The sequence below is a fragment of the Acinetobacter sp. MYb10 genome (genome assembly GCF_002980175.2).
Lineage (GTDB): Bacteria > Pseudomonadota > Gammaproteobacteria > Pseudomonadales > Moraxellaceae > Acinetobacter > Acinetobacter guillouiae.
Map to the genome: position 1 here is coordinate 4,203,514 of NZ_CP058272.1, position 19,108 is coordinate 4,222,621.

At 39.5% G+C, this 19,108-nt stretch carries 13 protein-coding genes; 9 read left to right on the plus strand and 4 right to left on the minus strand.

What is annotated here, in order from left to right; all coding sequences use genetic code 11:
* Window positions 1-254: 254 nt before the first annotated feature.
* A complete protein-coding gene (locus CQZ96_RS19575) occupies window positions 255-1,781 on the plus strand; it encodes a flavin-containing monooxygenase (protein WP_171287917.1) in 1,527 nt (508 codons plus the stop codon).
* 38 nt (window positions 1,782-1,819) lie between these two features.
* On the opposite strand, the gene CQZ96_RS19580 is transcribed toward CQZ96_RS19575, so the two are convergent.
* Window positions 1,820-2,509: a DUF2306 domain-containing protein gene (locus CQZ96_RS19580; protein ID WP_105713586.1), complete on the minus strand. Its 690-nt coding sequence runs from the start codon at window positions 2,507-2,509 to the stop codon at window positions 1,820-1,822.
* Window positions 2,510-2,715: 206 nt separating this feature from the next.
* Between CQZ96_RS19580 and CQZ96_RS19585 the strand changes: the two genes are divergently transcribed.
* Window positions 2,716-3,384 (plus strand): YARHG domain-containing protein, encoded by a 669-nt coding sequence (locus CQZ96_RS19585; RefSeq protein WP_105713587.1) that lies wholly within the window; start codon window positions 2,716-2,718, stop codon window positions 3,382-3,384.
* Window positions 3,385-3,526: 142 nt separating this feature from the next.
* Here the strand turns inward: CQZ96_RS19585 and CQZ96_RS19590 are convergent, their stop codons facing one another.
* From CQZ96_RS19590 to gltA, 3 genes are all read right to left on the minus strand, one after another.
* Window positions 3,527-5,329 carry an aminopeptidase P family protein gene (locus CQZ96_RS19590; RefSeq protein ID WP_105713588.1) on the minus strand — a complete coding sequence of 601 codons (1,803 nt, stop codon included), beginning with the start codon at window positions 5,327-5,329 and terminating at the stop codon, window positions 3,527-3,529.
* A complete protein-coding gene (locus CQZ96_RS19595; protein ID WP_105713589.1) occupies window positions 5,326-6,894 on the minus strand; it encodes a peptide MFS transporter in 1,569 nt (522 codons plus the stop codon). Before CQZ96_RS19595 ends, CQZ96_RS19590 begins: the two co-directional genes overlap by 4 nt.
* A 275-nt stretch (window positions 6,895-7,169) precedes the next feature.
* Complete coding sequence (gltA, locus tag CQZ96_RS19600) at window positions 7,170-8,444, minus strand: citrate synthase (RefSeq protein ID WP_004717293.1); 1,275 nt, start codon at window positions 8,442-8,444, stop codon at window positions 7,170-7,172.
* A 1,070-nt stretch (window positions 8,445-9,514) separates the two neighbouring features.
* Here gltA and sdhC point away from each other — a divergent pair.
* The 7 genes from sdhC (at window position 9,515) to lpdA (ending at window position 19,068) form a co-directional block, all read left to right on the plus strand.
* Window positions 9,515-9,913 (plus strand): succinate dehydrogenase, cytochrome b556 subunit, encoded by a 399-nt coding sequence (gene sdhC / locus CQZ96_RS19605; protein ID WP_126606943.1) that lies wholly within the window; start codon window positions 9,515-9,517, stop codon window positions 9,911-9,913.
* Complete coding sequence (gene sdhD / locus CQZ96_RS19610) at window positions 9,913-10,278, plus strand: succinate dehydrogenase, hydrophobic membrane anchor protein (RefSeq protein ID WP_004717289.1); 366 nt, start codon at window positions 9,913-9,915, stop codon at window positions 10,276-10,278. The genes sdhC and sdhD overlap by 1 nt, the downstream gene beginning before the upstream one ends.
* A gap of 12 nt (window positions 10,279-10,290) precedes the next feature.
* Window positions 10,291-12,189 carry an FAD-dependent oxidoreductase gene (locus CQZ96_RS19615; RefSeq protein ID WP_004717286.1) on the plus strand — a complete coding sequence of 633 codons (1,899 nt, stop codon included), beginning with the start codon at window positions 10,291-10,293 and terminating at the stop codon, window positions 12,187-12,189.
* 14 nt (window positions 12,190-12,203) lie between these two features.
* Window positions 12,204-12,914 carry a succinate dehydrogenase iron-sulfur subunit gene (locus tag CQZ96_RS19620; protein WP_004717284.1) on the plus strand — a complete coding sequence of 237 codons (711 nt, stop codon included), beginning with the start codon at window positions 12,204-12,206 and terminating at the stop codon, window positions 12,912-12,914.
* Between the two features lie 611 nt (window positions 12,915-13,525).
* On the plus strand, window positions 13,526-16,363 hold the full coding sequence (locus CQZ96_RS19625; RefSeq protein WP_004717282.1) for a 2-oxoglutarate dehydrogenase E1 component: 2,838 nt from the start codon (window positions 13,526-13,528) through the stop codon (window positions 16,361-16,363).
* Window positions 16,363-17,574: a 2-oxoglutarate dehydrogenase complex dihydrolipoyllysine-residue succinyltransferase gene (gene odhB / locus CQZ96_RS19630; protein ID WP_105713590.1), complete on the plus strand. Its 1,212-nt coding sequence runs from the start codon at window positions 16,363-16,365 to the stop codon at window positions 17,572-17,574. The genes CQZ96_RS19625 and odhB overlap by 1 nt, the downstream gene beginning before the upstream one ends.
* 60 nt (window positions 17,575-17,634) lie before the next feature.
* Window positions 17,635-19,068, plus strand: a complete 1,434-nt coding sequence (gene lpdA / locus CQZ96_RS19635) for a dihydrolipoyl dehydrogenase (RefSeq protein WP_004717278.1) — start codon at window positions 17,635-17,637, stop codon at window positions 19,066-19,068.
* Window positions 19,069-19,108 lie beyond the last annotated feature (40 nt).

Here is a 19,108-nt window from a genome sequence, read left to right on the forward strand (position 1 = left end):
CTACGCTGCCTAAAGAGAAAAGCGTAGAGCAAAACTCAACCCAAACTACAGTTGAAGACATTAAACAGGTGACTCAATCGAATACAGCACAAGACAAATCGCTTGAAGCAAAACAGCTTAAAGAAAAAGTGCCTGTAGAGAAGCAAGTTGAGGCAAAGACTGTTACAAAGCCAGCGAAAGCAAATCACCCTAAAGCTGAAGTCCAAACTCCAGCTAAAGCTAAAAATAAGCCTGAGGTAAAAGTTGAAACACAAATAAGCGCTCAATCTAAAAAGCTTGAACAATCGGCTGAAGAAAAAGCGCCAAAGACTCAACACAAAGAAGCTGTGCACATCTATGACACCATCGTGGTTGGTGCGGGTATTTCAGGGATTGCTGCTGCTTATAAAATGAATCAAGCAGGCTATAACGATTATGTGGTCCTTGAAAAAGCCAGTCGTGTGGGGGGAACATGGCGCGACAATAATTATCCGGGCTGCGGTTGTGATGTACCCTCAGCACTTTATTCATTTTCTTTCTCACCAAGCCATAAATGGAGTCATTTATTTGCCAAGCAACCAGAAATTCTAAGCTATTTAGAAGAGGTGGTAGAAAAATATGACCTTGGTGAGAAAATTGAATTTAATAATGAATTAATCAGTGCCAAATGGGATGAAGGACAACATATTTGGCACTTAGAAACATCAAAAGGTCAATATCAAGCCAAGACGGTGATCTTTACGACAGGACCGATTACTGAACCTGCTTTGCCGAAATTAAAAGGAATTGAAAGTTTTAAAGGTGAAATGTTCCATTCAGCACGTTGGAATCATGATTATGATTTAACCGGTAAGCGTGTTGCAGTGATTGGTACAGGGGCGTCTGCAATTCAGTTTATCCCACAAGTACAACCTTTAGCGAAACAGCTGATCGTATTCCAGCGTACAGCACCGTGGGTACTACCCAAGGCGGATATGGAGTTAAACGAAACGGCTAAAGGGATCATTTCTCGATTCCCAATCATTCAACAAACTTGGCGTAATAGCATTGCACAGATTTTAAATGGGATTAACTTTGGATTGCGTAATCCTAAAGTATTGGAACCTGTTAATTTCCTAAGTAAGCAATTACTCAAACTACAAATTAAAGATGAAACTTTGCGTAAAGCAGTGACACCGAACTTTACTATTGGATGTAAGCGCTTATTGTTTGCAAACAATTATTATCCAGCTCTACAACAAGATAATGTGAGTCTGATTGCACATGGTTTGGTTGAAATTGATGGAAATACAGTGGTTGCAGCAAATGGTGAACGTCATGAAGTGGATGTGATTATTTGGGGAACAGGCTTTGAAGTTTCACATCCTCCAATTGGTAAACGAGTTTATGACAGCAATGGTCAAGTCCTTGCTGAGCGTTGGAAAAATAGTTCACCTGAAGCATATTTGGGTGCCAGTATTGAACATGTACCGAATGCGTTCTTGGTCCTCGGTCCAAACATTCTGGTATATGATTCATTTATTGGTATCGCGGAAGCACAAGTCGGCTATATTGTTGATGGCTTGCTAAAAATGCGTGAGCAAAAATTCACTCGCTTTGAAATCAAAGCGGATGTGCTTGCTCAGCATAACAAACGTCTGCAGAAACATTTAAAAACCACTGTATTTAATGCGGGTGGGTGTAAGTCTTATTATCTGGATGAAAATGGTCGTAACTTTGCAGCATGGCCATGGTCATTGCAACAATTACGTAACCAATTAAAACAACTAGATTTAAACCATTATAGTGTGAGTAAAAAATAAGCTTAGTATTCAATTGCTGAACACTTTTTATGAGAGCCCTAAATTGATTTAGGGCTTTTATTTTTTTGTCTTGTGCGACGATGTAATCCAAAAATAATGATTTCAGCTAGGATTAAATTGACCACCCAACCTAACCAAGATTCTAACTGATAGATGTGAATTGGGGTTAACCAATCAAAATATGGTTGTAACTGATAAAGCACGATTTTCCATGTCCTTAAGCTCAGCGCTGAAAGGCTCAGTGCAAAACTACGGATCATCCAGTCACGATGTAAAATCCAGCGCTTTTTCAATAAAAAGTACAAAGCGGATAGGGTGGTGATCGCCCAGAGTGAACTTAATAAGACAAAGCTGATTTGAGTGGATAACCCTCCAGCCGCTGAAAAAGCTAAAATTAAGCCACTGGGTAAAGACAGCCCCAAAATGGTGATCAGATACAGCCAACCACTCCAGCGATGAATTCGGGGATAACGCGTGCGAAAGACACGGAAAAACTGTGTAAATCCAGCGATGAGTACAAAACTACTGCTGATCACATGGATTTTAAAAGCCGCCTGCCAAGGTTGAGTATTGACTACATCTTGCTTTAACAAAAGAAAATGCTGATCAGTTTGCCATGGGAAATATTGCAAACATATTGCGACCATGAGATAGCATAAATAAGCATAGATCACGAGTGAAATTAGACTCAAGCTTGAATATGCCAAGTTAGTTTTTGTTTTGTTCATCACTGCTTATAATGGAATGGTGATTGAGAAATTATAGTGGAAGATAGGTTGAAACAGCATATTTATGTTTGGGTATGGCATAGATTTTAAAATAAACCACAGAGAATCCTGATTTATTTATCTTAAAGTAGATCACAAAGTAAACAATTTAATCTAAAATCAATGTGAAAATGCATCCAATATCTTCATAACAAATAGGTATAACAATGAATAAAAGTTTAATCGCACTCGTCGGATTAGGAATGATTGGTTTCCAGAATAGTTATGCACTGGATATTCAACAGTTGCAAAAATCTTGGTCTGGAAAATATGATGAGCAGAAAATTGCTGTTTTCATCCAATCTATCGATCGTAATCAGATCAAAGGCTATAGTGTTCTTGGTAAAAATAAACAAAATTTCTCAGGAAAAGTACAGACAACTTCACAAGGCTATAAAATTACCGCAACAGAAAGCGGTGCTAAAGCAAGTAGTGGTGTGTTTACGTTTACTGTAAAACAGAATCAGCCGAATGTGTTGGAATCTAGTTGGGAATCTACAACGGCTAAGGTTAAACCAAAATATTTTGATTTAAAGCCACAACAGTGTCGCTATCAAAAAGATGTCGGTGATTATCCAGTCGCATCACAACGTTTATTAAAAGATGAGGATCTACAAATTCCTCCTGAAGAACTGGACTGGATGCGTAATGAAATTTATGCGCGTCATGGTTATTCATTTGCCAATAAAGAGATTACCTCTCAATTTGCTAACGATAATTGGTATATGCCATGCAGTACCAATGTTGAAAATCAATTAACTCAGATTGAAAAGACCAATATCCAACGTATTAAAAAAATTCGCCCGTATATGGCGAAAATGGAATGGGGTCGTTGATCAATATTTTGATCATATCTGGTTTAAATGATAGCTAAAGCAAAAGCATTTTAATTTGATGTGAATCTGATTTATATCATTATTTTTGCTTTAAAAAGCTCAAAGTCAGGTACTTTGAGCTTTTTAAATTTTACGGAAAATGTTAAATAGCTTGGGTGTTTTCATTTAGCCAGTTTAAAACATCACCTTCTAAGTGAGGTGCTAATCGCTCTCTGACTGTTTGATGGTACTGATTCAACCATGCTTTTTCATCATGACTGAGTAGGTCTAAAACGATACACATCAGGTTAATCGGACACAATGTTAGTGTTTCGAATTCCAAAAAATGACCATAGGTCGTATCTTCAAAATGCTTAATTTTGTTGACGACAAGATTCTCAATCCGAATGCCGTACTTGCCTTGATGATATAAACCAGGTTCATTGGAAGTAATCATCCCTTCGCGCATCTTGGTGGATGGTGTGACTGGGGCATAATATGAAATCACTTGTGGGCCTTCATGAACATTCAATGCATAGCCTACACCGTGACCTGTACCATGACGATAATCTAATCCGTATTTCCACAGGGTTTGACGTGTGATCGAATCTAAAAGAGGTGATGCAATGCCTTCTGGGAAAACAGTTTGAGCAAGCGCAATATGACATTTTAATACAAGTGTGTAATCGCGCTTTTGTTCAACGCTTGCGGTGCCTATGGGAACAACACGGGTAATGTCTGTGGTTCCTTCATCATATTGTGCGCCTGAATCAATCAGAAGCAAACCATCACCACTAATCTCGCTAAAGCTTTCTTCGGTGGCACGATAGTGGGGTAATGCGCCGTTGGCATTAAAGCCTGCAATTGTCGAGAAGCTTAATCCAATAAAACCTGCTTGTTGTGCGCGAAAGCCTGAAATTTTTTCGTCGATGGTGAGTTCATTGATCGATTCTTTATCAGCCAATGCGTTATCTAGCCAATGAAAGAAATGACATAGGGCAACACCATCTTTGGTCATTGCACTGCGCACATGTGCAATTTCTGAAGGATGTTTACGTGATTTAAATAAACTGCTTGGATTAATGTCTTGGACTAAATGACTTTGCTGCTCAATGGCCTGTGAATATGAAATTGAGACTTTAGCAGGATCAATTAAAATATTTTGTTGTTTAAGTTCGAGCAAAAACTCGATGCTTGCGTTATAAGGTAAGATTTCAATGTTATCCAAAGCAAATCTTTGCTGCATTTCAGTTGAAAGTTTTGCAACATCAATAAAAAGCACAGTTCGAGAATGGTCAATATATAAGTGTGCTAAGAACACGGGGTTATATTCAACATCACGCCCCCTACAATTCAAAATCCAAGCAATATCATCGAGTGCAGAAATAAAATGCCCCGTTGCTTTTTTCTGAATAAGTTTGTGACGGATCGCAGTTATTTTTTCTAGGCGTGTTTGCGCATTTAAATCATCTGCCATTTGCCAAATGGGTTGTAGGGGCAGTGCTGGCCGTTCAGTCCAAATTTGATCAATTAAATCTAAGTCTGTTTGAATGACGAAATTGTGTTCTATCGCAAGCGCTGATAATGCGCTGTATTGTTGAGTTGAAATGGTATTTCCATTGACAGAGATTTTTGCATCTTTGGCTAAATGTTGTGAAAGCCAAGCCAAATGTGTTGAAGCAGGATCAGGTGTCTGCTTTTGTAAAACGTAACCTGTATTTTCCAGTTGCTGTTCAGCTTGTACCCAATATCGACCATCTACCCATAAACCTGCGAAGTTTTGAGTAACTACAATTGTGCCGACTGAACCTGTAAAGCCTGTTAGCCATTGACGTATTTTCCAATAATCAGGTAGATACTCTGACATATGTGGATCTGCACTCATGGCGATAAAAGCATCCTGCTGATATTTCTTCATAATTGTACGAAGGTTTTCTAATTTGTTGACAGGTGACAAAGCGTTCATACTTTTTCCAATTGCATATCAAGAGATTTTTGAGAGGGGGTCGATGTTTGATTGAGTAATTTATGAATCGGTTTTCTCATTAACCATAGAACGAGTGCGCCAAGAAGTAAAGCGATGACACATCGCACAAATAGCAAGGGTAATTGGTCAACTTCATGGATAGAAACATGACCACCAATTAAACCTGCCATCAAGTTTCCTAAAGCAGATGCTGTAAACCAAAGCCCCATCACTTGTCCACGAATGATGGTCGGAGCAAGTTTAGTCATGGTTGAAAGGCCAACAGGGCTTAAGCATAATTCACCTAGTGTTAAAAGCAGGAGGCTTGATGCGATCCACAATGCAGAAACAGTTCCACCATTTTGGGTAATCAAGTAACTGGCAATGCTCATCACGAGGAAACCACCCGCAGCGAGAAGTAAAGCAATAATGAATTTGGTGATATAGCTAGGGTCACGATTTTGTTTGCCTAATTTAACCCAAAGCCATGCGATGATCGGTGCGAAAATAATAATGAAAAGCGGGTTAATCGATTGAAACCAAACTGCGGGTATTTCAAAGCCAAAGAATTGGCGATCTGTAAAGTCTTGGGCGAAAAGATTGAAAGATGTTGGTTTTTGTTCAAATGCTGACCAGAAAAGTGCAGCGGTGATGAGTAAAATAAAACAGATGATGATTTGTTTTTTCTCAGTATTATTCAAACCAGCAAAGAGCAATAGATAGCTGAAATATAAGGCAATACAAATACAGATTGTGATGGTGAAATATGTGGCGATCTGAATTGGATTGATGTTAATTATGCCAAGAGAAACTAGACCGATAATCAGGCCAACAATGGCAATAAAACCTATGATCATTTGGGGGGCTTTAGGATTGTAATGTACAGGACGAGCCCAGTTATTTTCATTGCCTTGCACATGATTAAATTGTTTTAATTGAGGCACAGTTATTAACTTAAAAATCAGTAAGGCGATTAACATTCCAACGCCACCGATTCCGAATCCCCAGTGCCAACCATGTTCTTTAACCAATAAACCAGTCAATAGTGGAGCAATCAACGAACCTAGATTAATTCCCATATAAAAAATGGAAAATCCTGCATCACGCCGTGAATCTTGAGCCTGATATAAAGTGCCAACAATGACGGAAATACAGGTTTTAAATAAACCAGAACCGATCACAATCAAAACTAAACCAAAATAAAAAAAGAAATGCCCAAATAAAGCTGCCAATGCAATGGATAGATGTCCAAATGCGATGATCAGTGAACCGTACCACACAGCGCGCTCCTGACCGAGATAATTGTCAGCAACCCATCCACCCAATACGGTCATTAAATACATACTGCCTGCAAATAAGCCGACAATTGCTGATGCTGTTGGGCGATCTAAACCGAGACCGCCATCAGCAACTAAAGCTGCCATATAGAGGATTAATAAAGGGCGAATACCATAATAGGAAAAACGTTCCCAAAGCTCGGTAAAAAATAAACCTTTTAATGGTTTAGGGTGACCAAAAAAAGCTTGATCTGGGTCGTGCACTTGTTTGGATAAATGTTGAGGCATCTTCAAGTCCTTTGAAAATGTATTAATAAAAAAATTTTAAACAATATATAAAATAAAGTTATTTGTTGGGTGTTTTTTAAAGTAGTGATTTGTAAGTTTTATAGTAAAAATATAAAATTCAGTTTTCTATGCTTATTATTGGTATTGTTATGTTTTGATTTTAAATGAATTTTAAAATAAATAGATTATGCCAGTTGGTATGAAAATTGGTATGAATATGTAATAAAAAACCACCCCAAAGGGTGGTCTCTTGTTCGATCTGAACGCGTAACGAATTAACGTTTGATATCGCGTTGAGTTTCGCCAGTATAAAGCTGACGAGGACGACCGATTTTGTATGGGCCGCTGTGCATTTCTAACCAGTGGCTGATCCAACCAACTGTACGTGCAAGCGCAAAGATTACCGTAAACATTTCTGTTGGGATACCAATCGCTTTAAGGATGATACCTGAATAGAAGTCTACGTTCGGGTAAAGTTTACGTTCGATGAAGTACGGATCGCTTAATGCAATACGTTCAAGTTCCATTGCAAGCGCAAGTTGTGGATCATTGATACCAAGTGCACTTAACACTTCGTCACAAGTCTCTTTCATTACTTTTGCACGTGGATCGAAGTTTTTATAAACTCGGTGACCGAAGCCCATAAGTTTAACTTCTTTAGTTTTTACTTTTTCCATGAACGGTGCAACATTTTCTACAGAGCCGATTTCATCGAGCATCTTAAGAACAGCTTCGTTTGCACCACCATGCGCAGGTCCCCAAAGTGCAGCAATACCCGCAGCGATACATGCATAAGGGTTAGCGCCTGTAGAACCGGCTAAACGTACTGTAGACGTTGATGCATTTTGTTCATGGTCAGCATGAAGCGTAAAGATACGATCCATTGCTTTAGCAAGAATAGGGTTAACTTTGTAATCACGATCTGCTGGAGTAGCAAACATCATGTACAAGAAGTTTTCAGCATAGCTTAAATCGTTACGTGGATATACGAACGGTTGACCGATTGTATATTTGTAAGTCCAAGCAGCTAAAGTAGGAATTTTAGCAACTAAACGAACTGCAGTGATTTCACGGTGGTCTACGTTTTCAACGTCAAAACCGTTGTGATAGAACGCAGATAACGCACCCACTACACCACACATAACCGCCATAGGGTGAGCATCACGACGGAAACCATTGAAGAAACGGCTAACTTGATCGTGAACCATTGTGTGGTTGCGGACTTTGTTTTCGAAGTCTGTTTTTTGTTCAGCAGTTGGAAGCTCACCGCTTAACAATAAATAGCAAGTTTCTAAGTAAGAAGCTTGAGTTGCAAGTTGAGCAATCGGATAACCACGGTGTAAAAGAACGCCTTTATCACCATCAATGAAAGTGATTTTAGACTCGCAAGAAGCTGTCGCCATAAAACCAGGATCAAAAGTAAAGTGACCTGAAGCCAACACATCCTTAACGTCGATTACATCTGGGCCCAATGTGCCGCTGTAAATTGGTAATTCAATTTTTTTGCCATCAAGCTCTAGAACGGCTTTCTTGCCAGTTGCTGCAGACATTCAATAGATCTCCTGTCCTGGTGGATATTTTATCTAACTTGCTGAGTCATCTTGTAATGTACAAGTCAGACGGATCAAAAATTGCTATTTAGCTTAGTGAGTACTGAAATTTTGTCAATTATACTTATGGATGAAAAAACAATGTTTTCATCAGTAGTTAGTCTAACTTTAACCAGTAAGATTGATCATTAAATTTCAGAGTCGGTCAGTATAATAAGGTAAATTCTAAAGAAGGTGCAGAAAAATAATTGTGATTGCTAGACAGGAAATGGCATTTTTGACCAATATTTTGTGGCTTTTGTAAGTTGCGAAATGCATTGTTGCTGTTTTAAAACCATCTGAATTTCACGACTTACATAGCTTTTGCCATTATTTTTGTGTAAAAAACACCCAAATGAGTTGATGAAATATTTATTTTCATTTTAATGCTTAATTGATTAAAAAATAGTTTTTATTGAAGCTTTTAAAGGATAAAAAATAATCGAATCAGTATAAAAATAGGCATTTAGTTGCCTTAGGAATAATCAAATACCATAAAATCTTGCAGCTAAATTATGAATTATTCACAAACTAAGTCTTTCTTTCTTATTATAAAGCTTTCAGTCAAATCACTGAATTAAATGGCACCCATTTAAAATAGGAATAGAGGACTATTTTAAAATAACATGTTGGGTATCTACTAAAGCTTAACCAGCTGATGAAAAATAAAACAGCAGGGAGAAATTAACCACAGGACGATTTTGTCCGTAATGTTGTGCTTTAGTCTAAATTTATAAAAATAATATAAGTCGTAATTATGTGTAAAAGTAATATGTTTAAATGTCATAAAAAATAACGAGATAGCCTTGAAAAACAGAGATGGGTGATCTGCTTTATTTTTCAAATGGGTGTAAATGATTCTTATTTGAGTGATTTTTAAAGAAAAAGCCAATTTCGATGGTTTGTATTTTGACAGTGCACGTTTTATAATTCAGTGTCGTTTAAAGTTCAGGCAATTAAATTTGTCTGACAATGCTAGCTTTCCTTCGAATTAATTCCAACAAACTCCGGATGGAGTTTTTACTTACAGGATGCCCGCTGTGAAAAGCAACAGACCTGTCAATTTGTCCATGGGTCAAGTTTTAGATGTAAACTTAAAATCCCCTGTGGCTATTGCATCAATTCTACACCGTCTATCAGGTGTCATCGTATTTTTACTCGTACCGGTACTTTTGTGGCTTTTAGACAAGTCTTTGTCTTCGCCTGAAGGCTTTGCTCAAGTTCAAGCAATCTTTGGTGGCTTCATTGTACGTTTTATCGTATGGGTATTTGTCGCTGGTTTATTATTCCATTTCATTATGGGTATTAAGCACTTACTTGCTGACCTAGGCTTTGCTGAAGAGTTGCAAAGTGGTCGCGTAGCAGCAACTATTGCATTAATCTTGGCTGCGATATCTGTTATCGCTTCATTTGTATGGATCGTTCTCTAATGAAAAGTGCTACAGGTTTAACGGGTTCAGGTTCTCGTGATTGGTATATCCAACGCGTAAGTGCTGTAGTTCTAGCTGTTTATACTGTTGTGGTATTAGGTTGGATTCTGTGCAATGGCGGATTTAACTATGAGCAATGGTTTGGCTTTATGATGACACTTCCGATGAAGATTTTATCTTTATTGGCAGTCTTATCTCTTGTTGCGCATGCTTGGATTGGTATGTGGCAAGTATTCACTGACTATGTGACTACTCGTCAGATGGGTCCTTCAGCTTCAGGTTTACGCATCGTGTTAACTTCAGCAGTGATTATTGCTGTTATTGCATATGCGATCTGGGCAATCCAGATTTTTTGGGCGAATTGATAGGAAAATGTCATGGGCGCTTTAACCCCTAAAGAAGATTATTCAAATATTCCAAGCCAGTTCTTCGATGCAGTCATCGTTGGTGGTGGTGGTTCAGGTATGCGTGCTTCATATCAACTTGCTCAAGCAGGTTTGAAAGTTGCAGTGCTAACTAAAGTATTCCCAACACGTTCTCACACTGTTGCGGCTCAAGGTGGTATTGGTGCATCGCTTGGTAACATGCAAGACGATAACTGGCACTATCATTTCTATGACACGGTAAAAGGTTCTGACTGGTTAGGTGACCAAGATGCAATCGAATTTATGTGTCGTGAGGCGCCTAAAGTTGTTTATGAGCTTGAACACTTAGGTATGCCATTTGACCGTAATGCTGACGGTACAATTTATCAACGTCCATTTGGTGGTCACTCTGCGAACTATGGTGAAAAACCAGTTCCGCGTGCTTGTGCTGCTGCCGACCGTACAGGTCATGCGCTTCTTCATACGCTTTATCAAAGTAACGTGAAAATGGGTACTCAATTCTTCGTTGAATGGATTGCATTAGACTTAATCCGTAACGAAGCAGGTGATGTACTCGGTGTAACAGCAATTGACCAAGAAACAGGCAAAATTGCTGTATTCCAAGCCAAAGCAACATTGTTTGCTACAGGTGGTGCTGGTCGTGTTTACCGTGCATCTACCAATGCTTATATCAATACTGGTGATGGTCTTGGTATGGCTGCTCGTGCGGGTATTCCATTACAAGATATGGAATTCTGGCAATTCCACCCAACGGGTGTTGCTGGCGCAGGCGTATTGTTAACGGAAGGTTGTCGTGGTGAAGGTGCAATCCTTCGTAACAAAGATGGCGAACCGTTCATGGAACGTTATGCTCCAACTTTGAAAGATTTGGCTCCGCGTGACTTCGTATCACGTTCTATGGACCAAGAGATCAAAGAAGGTCGTGGTTGTGGCCCTAAAGGCGATTATATCCTACTTGATATGACTCACTTGGGTGCAGATACCATCATGAAGCGTTTACCATCTGTATTTGAGATTGGTAAGAAATTCGCAAACGTGGATATCACCAAAGAACCAATTCCAGTTGTACCAACAATCCATTATCAAATGGGTGGTATTCCGACCAATATTCATGGTCAAGTGGTTATTCCTGAAACAGCGAAAAATGCAGCAGATTTCTATGCAGGTTTTGATAAAGCTGCAAACGAATACACAACCAACGGTACAATGAATTACACAGTGCCTGTAAAAGGGTTCTATGCAATTGGTGAGTGTTCTTGCGTGTCTGTACATGGTGCAAACCGTTTAGGTACAAACTCATTACTTGACTTGGTTGTATTTGGTAAAGCTGCTGGTGAACACATCATCGATTACGTGACTAAACATCACGGTGATGAATACCAACCACTTCCAAATGATGTACTTGTGAACACTTTGAAACGTATCAATCATTTAGATGATTCTACTTCTGGTGAAAATGCACAAGAAGTTGCGGATGCGATTCGTGATATCGTTCAAGACCACGCGGGTGTATTCCGTACTCAAGCCTTGCTTGATGAGGGTGTTAAGCAGATTCTTGCGATTGAACCACGTGTACGTAACATTCATTTAAAAGACAAATCTAAAGTATTTAATACTGCACGTATTGAAGCTTTGGAAGTTGAAAACTTATACGAAGTAGCGAAAGCAACATTGATTTCTGCTGCTGCACGTAAAGAATGTCGTGGTGCACATACTGTTGTAGATTATGAATTGCCTGCTGATGATGAGCACTATTCATATGGTCGTCGTGATGATGAGTGGATGAAACATACTTTATGGTATTCAGCGGATAACCATCTTGAATACAAGCCAGTACGTTACAGCCCATTGTCTGTAGACCCAATTGAACCTAAACCACGTACATTCTAATCGGGAGAAATAAGATGAGTAGAGGTACACGTACATTCGAAATCTACCGCTATGATCCTGATAAGGATAAAGCACCGTATATGCAGACTTTTAAACTAGAGTTGACGGATAAGCATCGTATGTTGCTTGACGCGCTTTTAGCATTAAAAGTTCAAGACGAATCATTAACATTCCGTCGTTCTTGCCGTGAAGGTATTTGCGGTTCAGATGGTGTGAATATCAATGGTAAAAATGGTCTTGCGTGTTTATGGAACCTGAACGATTTACCTGAAAAAATCGTCATTCGTCCATTACCTGGTCTGCCAGTAGTGAAAGATTTAGTTGTGGATATGAATCAGTTCTACGATCAGTATGACAAAATTCATCCATTCTTAATCAATAATCAACCTGCACCACCAAAAGAGCGTTTACAATCTCCAGAAGAGCGTGAGCACTTAAATGGTTTGTATGAATGTATTCTTTGTGCATGTTGTTCAACGTCATGCCCATCATTCTGGTGGAACCCGGATAAATTCTTGGGTCCTTCAGCATTGTTGAATGCATACCGTTTCATTATTGATTCTCGTGATACTGCGACACAAGATCGTTTATCACGTCTTGATGACCCATTCTCATTATTCCGTTGTAAAGGGATTATGAACTGTGTGTCTGTATGTCCGAAAGGTTTGAATCCAACAAAAGCGATCGGTCATATCCGTAGCATGTTGCTCGATCAAGCGGGTTAATACGATGTGAAAAAAGGGCGTACATCTTGGGATGTGCGCTCTTTTTTTATTGGATTTTTAATGAGATGGTTGTTTTTTGTTCGAGTGAATGGGATCTAAGCTTTAAGCATTGAAAAAGTATCAACAGACCCGATATAAATGGATGGATAATAATAGATTATTTCTTGTATGTATTTCGCTAATTTATAGGTGGTATGTGTCAAAAAAATCAATTGAAGTGACAGATCATGTTACGATTTAACAAACCACTATATGTGAAAAACACACCATGTTTTTGGTACATTTTTTCTACATAAGTGTGATCCAGATCAGTTTATAAATAATTTTATAAGCAAAGATTAGAACCGCTTTAGAAAAAGCAAAAAAGCCTTTGTTTTTTCTAAGTCGATTTGCAAAAAATTGCTCAGCTTCGGTTGAGTATATAAGTGAGTGATGATGCCATTGAGGGCGTTATGATTCATTGTATGCATTAGTAAAAGCTAATGTTTATAACGCCCCTTGGTCATGAGTATCTGATGGGTGAATGTCAATTTACCGATTTGGCATTATCAATCATGGGAGTGCTTAAAAAGCACCCTCTAATGTTTTTGCAATAGGAAATGGGTCCACAAATGCAAGAAGTTGCTGACGCATTGCGTCTTGATACTGAACTTTCCGCTGATAGTGCAGCGTATATTGAAGAGCTTTACGAACAGTACCTTTCTTCTCCAACCTCAGTAGGTGAGGATTGGCGTCAATATTTCGATAAATTCCCTAAAGGTGACCAACCACACGGAAATATTCGTGAGCAATTCTTATTATTAGGTCGTAATTCAAGTCGTGTTCAGCCTGTTGTGCAAAGTGAAGTAAGTACTGAGCATGAACGTCGTCAAATCGGTGTTTTGCAACTGATTGCAGCATACCGTAACCGTGGTCATCAAAAAGCGAAGCTTGATCCACTGGGTTTGGCTAAACGTGAAGATGTGCCAGATTTAGATCTTGCTGCACATGGTTTAACCAAGTCTGACCTAGATACAGTTTTCAATGCTGGAAATTTGGCGATTGGTAAAACTGAAGCAACTTTAGGTGAAATGGTTAGCGCAATGGAGGCAACATACTGTGCTTCTATTGGTGCTGAATATATGCACATTGTTGACACCAAAGAAAAACGCTGGATTCAACAACGTCTTGAAGGTGCACGCGGTCAGTTCGGTTTCTCGGCAGATCAAAAGAAACATGTACTTGAACGTTTAACTGCTGCTGAAGGCTTAGAAAAATTCCTCGGTAATAAGTATGTTGGTGCGAAGCGTTTTGGTGTAGAGGGTGGTGAATCTTTCATTCCAATGGTAAACGAACTTATTCAACGTGCAGGTTCTGTAGGTTGTAAAGAAGTCGTAATTGGGATGCCACACCGTGGTCGTTTAAACTTACTTGTGAACATCATGGGTAAAAACCCAGCTGATTTGTTTGGTGAGTTTGAAGGTAAAACTTTAGCTAAAAAAGGTTCAGGTGACGTTAAGTATCACCAAGGTTTCTCATCAAATGTGATGACACCTGGTGGTGAAGTTCACTTGGCTTTGGCATTTAACCCATCGCATTTAGAAATTGTTGGTCCTGTGGTTGAAGGTTCAGTTCGTGCACGCCAAGTACGTCGTAAAGACATTGGTGGTGATGACGTATTGCCTGTAATCGTACATGGTGATGCTGCATTTGCTGGTCAAGGTGTCAACCAAGAAACCTTCCAAATGTCACAAACGCGTGGTTATACCGTAGGTGGTACGGTTCATATCGTAGTCAACAACCAAGTTGGTTTTACTACATCTGATCCACGTGATGCACGTTCTACCGAATACTGTACTGACATTGCAAAAATGATTCAGGCGCCAATTTTCCATGTCAATGGTGATGACCCAGAATCTGTATTGTTTGTTGCGCAATTGGCACATGATTTCCGTCATACATTCCGTAAAGATGTTGTGATTGACATGTTCTGTTATCGTCGTCGTGGTCATAACGAAGCGGATGAGCCAGCAGCAACACAACCAATGATGTATCAAGTGATCAATAAAAAAGCGACTACACGTACGCTTTATGCGGATCAATTGGTACAAGAAAAAGTATTAGATCGTTCTGATGCAGATGCTTTAGTTGAAAAATATCGTGAAGATCTTGAAGCAGGTAACCATGTTGCCAATGCTTTAGTGCTTGAACCAAATGACAAAATGTTTGTGGACTGGAAACCGTATCTAGGTCATGAATATACAGATGTTTGGGATACGACTTTCCCAATCGAACGCTTAAAAGAAATTGGTACAAAAATGCGCGAATTACCGGAAGGTTTCGTGATGCAACGCCAAGTGTCTAAAGTGATCGATGAACGTTTGAAAATGCAAACTGGTGAAATGCCATTAAACTGGGGTGCAGCAGAAACTTTGGCTTATGCTTCTATCCTTGATGATGGTTTCTTGGTGCGTTTGACTGGTGAAGATGTTGGTCGTGGTACATTCTCACACCGTCATGCCAAGCTACATAACCAAGTTGATGGTTCGGTTTATATTCCGCTTTGTCATATCAAAGAAAACCAGCCACGTACTGCAATTTATGACTCATTATTGTCAGAAATGGCTGTGCTTGCATTTGAATATGGTTATGCAACAACATTGCCAAAAAGCTTGGTAATCTGGGAAGCTCAGTTCGGTGACTTTGCAAACTGTGCGCAAGTGGTTATTGATCAGTTCATCTCATCTGGTGAAACCAAATGGGAACGTGTGTGTGGTTTAACATTACTTCTTCCACATGGTTATGAAGGTCAAGGTCCTGAGCATTCATCTGCACGTCTTGAGCGTTTCTTACAGTTATGTGCTGAAGAAAACATGCAAGTGATTACACCAACAACACCTGCACAGATTTTCCATGCAATGCGTCGTCAGGCAATTCGCCCAATTCGTAAGCCAATGATCGTGACTTCACCGAAGTCATTGCTTCGTCATAAACTTGCAACTTCAACTTTGGAAGAGCTTGCAACTGGTACATTCCAGACTGTGATTGATGAAGTGGATCAAATCAACAAACAAGATGTAACACGTGTTGTACTTTGTGGTGGTAAAGTTTATTACGACTTACTTGAAAAACGTCGTGAAGAAAACTTGAACATTGCGGTGGTACGTGTTGAACAATTGTACCCATACCCAGAAAAACGTCTTGCTGAAGTGCTTGCGACATATCCAAACATAAAAGAACTTGTTTGGTGTCAAGAAGAACCGAAGAACCAAGGCGCATGGTTATTCATTGCTCCTCGTTTATACGAAGGTGTAATGAAGTCTGCTCTACAAGTTCAAATTAGCTATGCAGGACGTGAAGCTTCAGCTGCACCTGCATGTGGCTCACCATATTTGCATGCAAAACAACAAGCTCAGCTCGTGAATGACGCACTTGCGATCGTAGCTGAACAATCAGGAGAATCTAAATAATGGCAACCGAAATTAAAGCACCGGTGTTCCCAGAGTCAGTTGCTGACGGAACAATTGCAACTTGGCACAAACAACCAGGTGAAGCGGTATCACGTGATGAAGTCATCTGTGATATTGAAACGGATAAAGTTGTTTTAGAAGTTGTTGCTCCTGCTGATGGTACTATCTCTGCAATCATCAAAAATGAAGGTGACACAGTTCTTTCTTCTGAAGTTATTGCAACATTTGAAGAAGGTGCTGTTTCTGGCGCTACTCAAACTCAAGCAGTTCAATCTGAAGAGAAAGTAGAACAAGCTGCGGCACAAACTCAAGCGGGTAATGCACCTGTTGTTGAACGTGCTCAAGTACAAGATCAAGCACCTGCAGTGCGTAAAGCTTTAACTGAAACAGGTATTGCTGCTGCGGATGTAGATGGTACTGGTCGTGGTGGTCGTATCACCAAAGAAGATGTTGCGAATCATCAAACTAAACCAGCTGCAGCTGTAACACCATTAAGCGTCGCTGTTGGTGAGCGTATTGAGAAACGTGTTCCAATGACACGTTTACGTAAGCGTGTTGCTGAACGTCTTCTTGCTGCTACACAGCAAACTGCAATGTTGACTACGTTTAACGAAGTCAATATGAAACCTGTGATGGAAATGCGTAAGCAATATAAAGATGCTTTCGAAAAACGTCATGGTGCACGTTTAGGCTTTATGTCATTCTTCGTTAAAGCTGTAACTGAAGCACTTAAACGCTATCCTGCGGTAAATGCTTCAATCGACGGTGATGATATTGTTTATCATGGTTACTATGATATCGGTGTTGCGGTTTCTTCTGATCGTGGTTTAGTGGTTCCAGTATTACGTAATACTGACCGTATGAACTATGCTGAAGTTGAATCAGGTATTGGTGCATATGCTGCAAAAGCACGTGAAGGTAAATTAGCAATTGAAGATATGACTGGTGGTACTTTCACAATTACCAACGGTGGTACTTTCGGTTCATTACTTTCAACACCTATTTTGAACCAACCACAAACTGCTATTTTAGGTATGCACAAAATCCAAGAGCGTCCTATGGCTGTAAATGGTCAAGTTGAAATTCTTCCAATGATGTACTTAGCGCTTTCTTATGACCATCGTATGATTGATGGTAAAGAAGCAGTAGGTTTCTTGGTAACTGTTAAAGAGTTACTTGAAGAGCCAGCTAAACTAATCCTTGACCTTTAATTCTTTAGAATAACAACACGAGTTTAGAGTGATCCTTTAAACTCGTTTTTGGAGATAAGCATGTCTCAGTTTGATTTAGTGGTAATCGGCGGTGGGCCAGGTGGTTATGAAGCGGCAATTCGTGCTGCTCAACTTGGTTTCAAAGTTGCGTGTATCGAAAAACGTGTACACAAAGGTAAGCCATCTTTAGGTGGTACTTGCTTAAACGTAGGTTGTATTCCTTCTAAAGCACTTTTGGATTCTTCTCATCACTATGAAGACACTCTTCATGGCTTAGATGTTCACGGTATTACAGTTGAAAATGTCCAACTTGATCTTCAAAAGCTTCTTGCTCGTAAAGACAAAGTTGTAGATAACTTAACTGGTGGTGTTGCTCAATTGCTGAAAGGCAACGGTATCGAGTGGTTACAAGGTACGGGTAAATTACTTGCTGGTAAAAAAGTTGAATTCACACCATTAGAAGGTGGTGATGTTCAAGTTTTAGAACCTAAATTCGTAATTCTTGCAACAGGTTCTGTACCTGTAAATATTCCTGTAGCAAAAGTTGATGAAGACCTTATCGTTGATTCAACGGGTGCGTTAGAATTCCAAGAAGTGCCTAAACGTTTAGGTGTAATTGGTGCAGGCGTAATCGGACTTGAACTTGGTTCAGTATGGCGTCGTCTTGGCTCTGAAGTTGTTGTGTTTGAAGCATTAGATGCATTCTTACCAATGGCAGATAAAGCGTTGGCAAAAGATTATCAAAAACTTTTAACAAAACAAGGTTTAGATATTCGTATAGGCGCTAAAGTTTCAGGTACTGAAGTGAATGGTCGTGAAGTGACTGTTCAATATAACCAAGCAGGCGAAGATAAAACTCAAACTTTTGATAAATTAATCGTTTGTGTTGGCCGTAAAGCCTATGCAGAAGGTTTATTGGCTGAAGATTCAGGCATTAAATTAACTGAACGTGGTTTGGTTGAAGTGAACGATTGGTGTGCAACGTCTGTTGACGGTGTATATGCAATTGGTGACTTGGTACGTGGTCCAATGCTTGCGCATAAAGCAATGGAAGAAGGTGTAATGGCAGTTGAGCGTATGCATGGTCATGCTGCTCAAGTGAATTATGACACTATTATTTCAGTGATTTATACACACCCTGAAGCTGCGTGGGTAGGTTTGACTGAAGAGCAAGCTAAAGAGAAAGGTCACGACGTTAAAACCGGTCAATTCCCATTTGCGGTAAATGGTCGTGCTTTAGCTGCCAATGAATCTGCTGGATTTGTGAAGTTTGTTGCAGATGCAAAAACTGATCGTTTATTGGGTATGCATATCATTGGTCCAGGTGCTTCTGATATTGTTCACCAAGGTATGATTGCACTTGAATTTGTATCTTCAGTTGAAGATTTACAATTGATGACTTTCGGTCACCCAACTTATTCTGAAGTCGTTCATGAGGCAGCGCTTGCTGTTGATGGGCGTGCGATTCACGCGATTCAGCGTAAACGTAAATAACACAAAAAAGAGCGGTTTCGACCGCTCTTTTTACTTTTGA